Source organism: Endozoicomonas sp. (genome assembly GCF_051008435.1).
Lineage (GTDB): Bacteria > Pseudomonadota > Gammaproteobacteria > Pseudomonadales > Endozoicomonadaceae > Endozoicomonas_A.
Genome location: NZ_JBPCXO010000245.1, coordinates 39,225 through 45,575, shown reverse-complemented (window position 1 = coordinate 45,575; position 6,351 = coordinate 39,225). Strand labels below are relative to the sequence as shown.

At 48.4% G+C, this 6,351-nt stretch carries 7 protein-coding genes; 1 reads left to right on the top strand and 6 read right to left on the bottom strand.

The features are described 5' to 3' along the window. The coding region (locus tag ACR2PX_RS12725) for a zinc ribbon domain-containing protein (RefSeq protein WP_433999696.1) at positions 1-107 on the top strand (107 nt) is incomplete at its 5' end. 48 nt (positions 108-155) lie between these two features. On the opposite strand, the gene ACR2PX_RS12720 is transcribed toward ACR2PX_RS12725, so the two are convergent. The 6 genes from ACR2PX_RS12720 to ACR2PX_RS12695 all read right to left on the bottom strand — a co-directional run bounded on the left by ACR2PX_RS12720 (position 156) and on the right by ACR2PX_RS12695 (position 6,284). Further along, positions 156-1,058 (bottom strand): SPFH domain-containing protein, encoded by a 903-nt coding sequence (locus ACR2PX_RS12720; RefSeq protein ID WP_433999732.1) that lies wholly within the window; start codon positions 1,056-1,058, stop codon positions 156-158. Positions 1,059-1,202: 144 nt separating this feature from the next. Then, entirely contained in the window at positions 1,203-2,396 is a 1,194-nt protein-coding gene (locus tag ACR2PX_RS12715; RefSeq protein WP_433999731.1) for a quaternary amine ABC transporter ATP-binding protein, read from the bottom strand. Next, positions 2,389-3,285, bottom strand: coding sequence for an ABC transporter permease (locus ACR2PX_RS12710; protein ID WP_433999730.1), 897 nt, complete (start codon positions 3,283-3,285; stop codon positions 2,389-2,391). Before ACR2PX_RS12710 ends, ACR2PX_RS12715 begins: the two co-directional genes overlap by 8 nt. Positions 3,286-3,297: 12 nt before the next feature. Further along, a complete protein-coding gene (locus ACR2PX_RS12705; RefSeq protein WP_433999733.1) occupies positions 3,298-4,305 on the bottom strand; it encodes an ABC transporter substrate-binding protein in 1,008 nt (335 codons plus the stop codon). A gap of 242 nt (positions 4,306-4,547) precedes the next feature. Beyond that, positions 4,548-5,555 (bottom strand): ABC transporter substrate-binding protein, encoded by a 1,008-nt coding sequence (locus ACR2PX_RS12700; RefSeq protein ID WP_433999729.1) that lies wholly within the window; start codon positions 5,553-5,555, stop codon positions 4,548-4,550. Between the two features lie 249 nt (positions 5,556-5,804). Then, positions 5,805-6,284, bottom strand: coding sequence for a MarR family winged helix-turn-helix transcriptional regulator (locus ACR2PX_RS12695; RefSeq protein WP_433999728.1), 480 nt, complete (start codon positions 6,282-6,284; stop codon positions 5,805-5,807). Positions 6,285-6,351 lie beyond the last annotated feature (67 nt).

Here is a 6,351-nt window from a genome sequence, read left to right as displayed (position 1 = left end):
GGGTCTGTTCAGAGTGCGGAGCTGAACATCTGCGTGACGTAAACGCAGCAAGAAACATTCTTGCGGTCGGGCATGACCGTCTAGCTGTAGGAATCCCCGTCCTTTAGGGCGGGGAGGATGTCAAGTCCCTGAAGATTGAAGCTTTGATGAGCGGATCATTGACCTGTTTTTCTGACTTCTTTTTCAAATATCGCTTGCTGAAGGCCTAACGTGCCCAGTGCTTCAACGGGAATAAATACTTTATTGTCAGAACTGGCCATCTTATCCAGAACTTCCAGCCCGCGATAAGCAAGGAACTTGTCGTCTACTGATTTGGCCAGAATATCATTGACCTCTCTGGTGGCTTGAGCTTTCTCCTTCTCGATAGCTCTTAACATCTTGGCTTCTTCCAACTGCCTTTCCAGCTGAATTTTCTGGATTTCGAACTGAGCCTGTTCTCTGGAGATTTGCTCTCTTCTTTCTGCTGCCGCTTCTTTTGCCCGGGTAATAACCTCGGGGAACTGAACATCGGCCAATCCAAATCGCTTGACCATCAAAGGTGTGCCTTCCAAAGCTTTTGAAACACCATCGAAAAGTTCACCACTGATTTTTTCACGGCTGGAGGCTACTTCGTTGATTTGATATTCAGCCACGATCTGTCGAACGACATCACGGATAATAGGCTGAGCATAAGTCAGATAGATTTTGTTAAATGGAATCCTGTCATTATTGGGAGGAATGCGATCAAAAATTTTGTCGATCATTCGGTTATCCACAGAGACCGTCATTCGAACTTCAAACTCCATGTTCAGCTGATCTTTCGGCATAAATAGCTTGAATCGCTCAGCCAGTCCCTGGTCGGATACTTCCAGTAAAATCATTCTGTCGCAGTAAGCAATACAGGCATCCAGTCGAAACTTGGATGGACTGACATTAGTGCTTTTATAGCCGTTTTTAGTGAGAATCTTGCCAACATGTGCCGGTGGCACTTCAACTTTCTCACCAATAAGATAGCAACCACTCAAGGCAAGAGTAGACAATATCAGTAAGGAGAATCTGATCAGCTTGGTTAAATACATACCTGTCCCTGTGACTTCTTTTTATAGTATCGAGCGCTGGGGGAGGTTACTAAAAAACAGTACAGTTTGGGAAGTTTTCACAAAGCAGCTATTGGTAGCCGGGTTGGCTGCCAATAGCTGAGGTTTTGAGAATAGAGTGTGGTATCAGGCGGCCTGACTGGACGTTTCTCCCAGTACTTCTATGAGGCTGGAGCGCGACAGTTCACCCTGTAACTCTCCTTCTTCATCGACCACGGGCAGTGGATACTCTGTTTCCAGGGTGTCGGGAATCACACTTTCCAGAATGGCATCGGGTGAAACGGCTTCCAGTTCTTCCACCATCTCTTCTCCCAGTGTGTCACCGGCATTGGTTTGAGCCGCTTCCTCCAGAGTATCCTGAAGAACAACCCCCTGATACCCCTCATCGGAGACATAATAGCCGTATCTTTCCGGTAGCTTTTTCATCTGCTCCAGCGCACCTCCAATGGTGCTGGCGCTGATCCGGCAGACAGGGGGTTGCATGACGGTTTCTACAGTAAGCGCTCTCGCACGATTTACGTCTTTAACAAAGGCTTCAACATATTCTGTAGCGGGGTTGAGCAGAATTTCTTCCGGTTTGCCCAGCTGGACCAACTCACCATCTTTCAGAATGGCAATGCGATCCCCGAGACGCAGCGCCTCATCCAGGTCGTGGGTAATAAAGACGATGGTTTTCTTGAGTTTTTCCTGTAGCTCAATCAGTTGATCCTGCATTTCACTGCGGATCAATGGGTCAAGGGCAGAAAACGCTTCATCCATGAGCAGGATTTCTGCATCGGTGCACAGGGCTCTGGCTAAACCAACCCGTTGTTGCTGACCTCCGGAGAGCTGAGAAGGGAACTGTTCTTCGTAACCTTTCAGGCCTACTGTTTCCAGCCACTGTCTGGCTTTTTGAAGACGCTCATCTTTTTTAATGCCCTGAACTTTCAGACCGTAGCTGACGTTGTCCAGAACGGTGCGATGAGGCAGTAACCCAAAGCGTTGGAACACCATAGACATTTTGTGACGTCTGAATTGTTCGAGCTCCTTTTTACTGAGCTTCATCACATCCACACCGTCGACAATGATCTCCCCTTCAGTGGGATCAATCAGCCGGTTGAAATGTCGAATCAGGGTGGATTTCCCTGAGCCTGACAAGCCCATGATGACGAAGATTTCCCCTCGATCAATGGTCAGATTGATGTCTTTCAAGCCCAGACTGTGACTGAACTGATTCATCAGTTCATCTTTGCTCTGGCCTGCCTTGACCCGTTCTACAGCTTTCTCGGGCGATTTGCCAAAGATCTTATAGAGGTTGCGTACCGAGATCAGCTCAGACATGGGAACCCTCACGATATTGTTGGCTTCGTTTTGCCCAGGCTTGGGAAACTCGGTCAAACATGATGGCCAGGGCCACAATGGCCAGACCATTCAAGAGGCCAAGAGTGAAGTATTGGTTGGTGATGGATTTCAGAACAGGCTGCCCCAGTCCTTTAACACCGATCATGGAAGCGATGACGACCATGGCCAGAGCCATCATTATGGTCTGGTTGATACCAGCCATGATGTTTGGCATGGCCAGTGGCAGCTGAACGCCTACCAGACGCTGCATAGGGCTGGCACCAAAAGCAGTGGAGGCTTCCAATACTTCTTTGTCCACCAGTCGTATACCCAGATTGGTCAGGCGAATGACGGGTGGAATAGCATAGATGATGACGGCAATCAGTCCCGGAATTTTGCCAATACCCAGCAACATCACCACCGGAATCAGATAGACGAAGGCTGGCATGGTCTGCATGACATCGAGTATGGGGGTGAAAATCTTCTGTACCCTGTCAGAGCGGGCCATCAGTATGCCGATGGGGATGCCCAGCATGATGGCCAGTACCGTACAAACGGTGATCATGCTGAGAGTCCGCATGGTATCTTCCCACATGCCAAAGTAACCAATGGCAAGCAGAGAAAGAGCGATGGCTCCGGACAGTTTCCATGAACGACTGGCAGCAAAGGCCAGACCGGTAATCACAGCCAGTACCAGCCACCAGGGCGAATTCAGCAGTAACTGTTCAAATCCGGATAGGAAGCTCAGTAGAGGATCAAAGAAAGCCTCTATTGAGTCTCCATAAGCGCGCGAAAATTCCCGGTAGGCACCGTCCAGCGTTTTTCTGATCGAAATAAGGTCGCTGCGATCCATTTCTGGAAATTCAGTCAACCAGGATTTTTCAGCCATAGTTTGTTTTCCTTAAAGGCGTGACAGAGCTTTATTAACTTTTTTAGCGGTGGCTTCTGAAACCCAGGCCTGCCATGCCTGTGGATAATTTTTCAGAAAGTGTTCCATCGCCATTTCTCCGTCCGCTTGATTGTCTTCCATCCAGGCCAGCAGCTTGTTCATGTCTGCATTGGTGAATGATCTTTGTTGTATGTATTGATAAGCCTCAGGGGCTTTACTGGCAAAAGACTCAGTGGTGACAGAATGAACTGGCAGGGGTGGATACATGGTGACTTTGGGAGCCTTGCAGTCAACCTTAGTCGTGCAATTCTTGTATTCGTCAAAATGCACGCCACTGCCGAAGTCGACCTTCACCATCTCGTATTTTCCAAGCACCGGTGTGGGTGCCCAGTAATAACCAAACCAGGGTTCCTTGCGCTCGTAAGCTCTGGCCAGTGATGCGGAAAGGGCTGCACCTGAGCCTGGGTCAATCAATTCAAATCCTTTGTCTTCCAGCTTCAGGGCTCGGAACAGGTTGTCTACAGTGATCTGGCAAGTCCAGCCTGCAGGGCAGCCATAAAATCCAGACATACCCGATTCTTCTGGGTGTTTGAACAAGGACGCATTCTTGATGATGCCCTGAATGGTCGCCAGAGAAGGGTCTTTGTCGACCATATATTTAGGGACCCAAAAACCTTCTTCTCCACCCTCAGAAAGAGATGCTCCGGCAATTCGCAGGCGTTTTTCCTCTACGCCTTTATCCAGAGCGTCCTGAATGAAGATAGTCCAGAGTTCAGGGGCAATATCCGGCTCACCTTTCTCGGTCATGGAGGTGCTGGTGGGCATGGAATCTCCAGGCACGAGTTCTGCATCACAGCCAAAACCATTGTTAAGGATGAACTGGTCAACATGGGCCAGCAGAGTGGCTGAATCCCAGTTCATATCTGCAATGGAGAGCTTGCCGCAAGTATTGGCAAGAACAGCAGTGCTGGAAACAGACAGAAGAATAGTGGCCCCCAGAGTCCGGATGGCTTTTTGCATTGTGGTGATACCTGGATGATTAGAAATTAGACGTTGTAATCTTTGCTGGTGGAGACGATGAGGTGCTTTTGTGGGGTCAAATAGGTGCATTTTCAGCACTTGCCTACAGCTTATAACATCGTTCGGCGCAAATAGATTACAGACCTGATTCCAATAGTTCAAACCAGTCAATGGCCAGGTAGTTTTATTGTTGCCCATGGCTGTTACAGGCATCGTGCTAGTTACAGCCATGGAGAACTCCATTAGAGACTGGACAGGGCTTTCTTAACTTTCTTGGCGACAGGCTCTGACACCCAGGACTGCCAGATTTGTGGGTAATTCTTCATAAAATGTTCCATCGCAATCTCACCATCGGCCTGGTTGTCTTCCATCCATGCCAGCAGTTTATTCATGTCGGCATTTGTGTAGGCGCGTTTGCCAATATACTCGAATGCTTCAGGCGATTGAGAGGCAAAAGACTCAGTGGTAACCGAATGAACGGCTGAGGGTGGATACATGGTGACGGTTGGAGATTCGCAGTCCGCCTGGCTGGTGCAACTTGTAAATTCTTTTTTATCTATCCCGCTACCAAAGTCGACTTTGACCATTTCGTATTTGCCAAGAATAGCGGTAGGTGCCCAATAATAGCCGAACCAGGCCTCTTTGCGTTCGTAGGCTTTTGCCAGTGAGCCTGACAGACCGGCACCTGAACCGGGATCGATCAATTCAAAACCTTTGTTTTCCAGATCCATTGCACGAAACAGGTTGCTGGCGGTAATCTGGCAGTTCCAGCCCGCCGGGCAGCCGTAAAAAGCACCCAGGTCAGAATTTTCCGGGTGTTTGAATTGTTTTGCCTTTTTTACGATGCCATCAATGGTGGACAGGGATGGGTCTTGATCCACCAAGTACTTGGGAACCCAGAAGCCTTCTTCTCCACCGTCTGAGAGAGCGATCCCGGCCAGGCGCAGACGTTTTTCTGATACGCCTTTTTCCAGAACTTCCTTGACGCCATTGCTCCACAATTCAGGAGCGATATCCGGCTCACCCTTTTCTGCCATAGAGGTACTGGTAGGCATGGTATCGCCTGGTACCAGCTCGGCATCGCAGCCATAACCATGGGTGAGAATGAACTGGTCAACATGAGCCATCAGGGAGGCTGAGCTCCAGTTCATGTCGGCAATGGAAATATCTCCGCAGGAGGAAGCAGAAACCGTTGTGCTGGATAGCGAAATAAGAAGGGCTGCACCCAGAGTCTTCGCGGCTTTTTGCATTGAGTTATACCTTTAATTCTTATTTTTTAAGGCTTTCATCATTGGTGAGATGAAACATCTTTGTCTGCATTGGCCTATTAAGATGGATAGGTCTATGCATTTAAGGCTTTACAAGCTGTTCTACCGCAGTTAATCCACATACGGGTAACTTGATTGAAAACGACACTTTTTGCCTATAAACAGGTTTTATTATAAATATCGGGCATATAGGTTACAGCTCTAATGATAAGAGTTCAAACTAACTGGCTTTCAAGAAGCCAGTGTTCCAACATCGAGAACAGGTGCAGCATCAATGCTTTCTGCGTCCATCATGGTGGCTACCCGTTGCAGGGCAGAGAGTAGCTGTGTTTTTTCCCAGTCTTCCAGAGACTCAAAACGCTCGATGAATTTTTCATGGAGTAAGGGGGGAGTGGTTGCCAGTACACTGCGTCCTGCCGTCGTCAGGCGAGCGTTAACAATGCGTTTGTCTTTGGTACTCCGGACTCTCTCGATATACTCCCGATCTTCCAGACGGTTAAGAATGGTCGTAACGGTAGCCTGGCTTAGCGACACGTTCTGAGAAATTCTTTTGACAGTAACGTCGCCCAGGGTTGCTATTGCCCTGAGTACCATGACCTGAGGGATGGTCAATCCGCATACTTTGATCATTCGCTTTGAATGAAGGTCTGTAGCCCGGATGATTTGCCGCAGTGAAACAAGAACATCGTTCCAGTAACAGGATTCGGACATATTGATCTCTTGATGTCATTAGATATTTGATCCGCTTATTTGCCATAAATTGATCAAAAAAACAAAC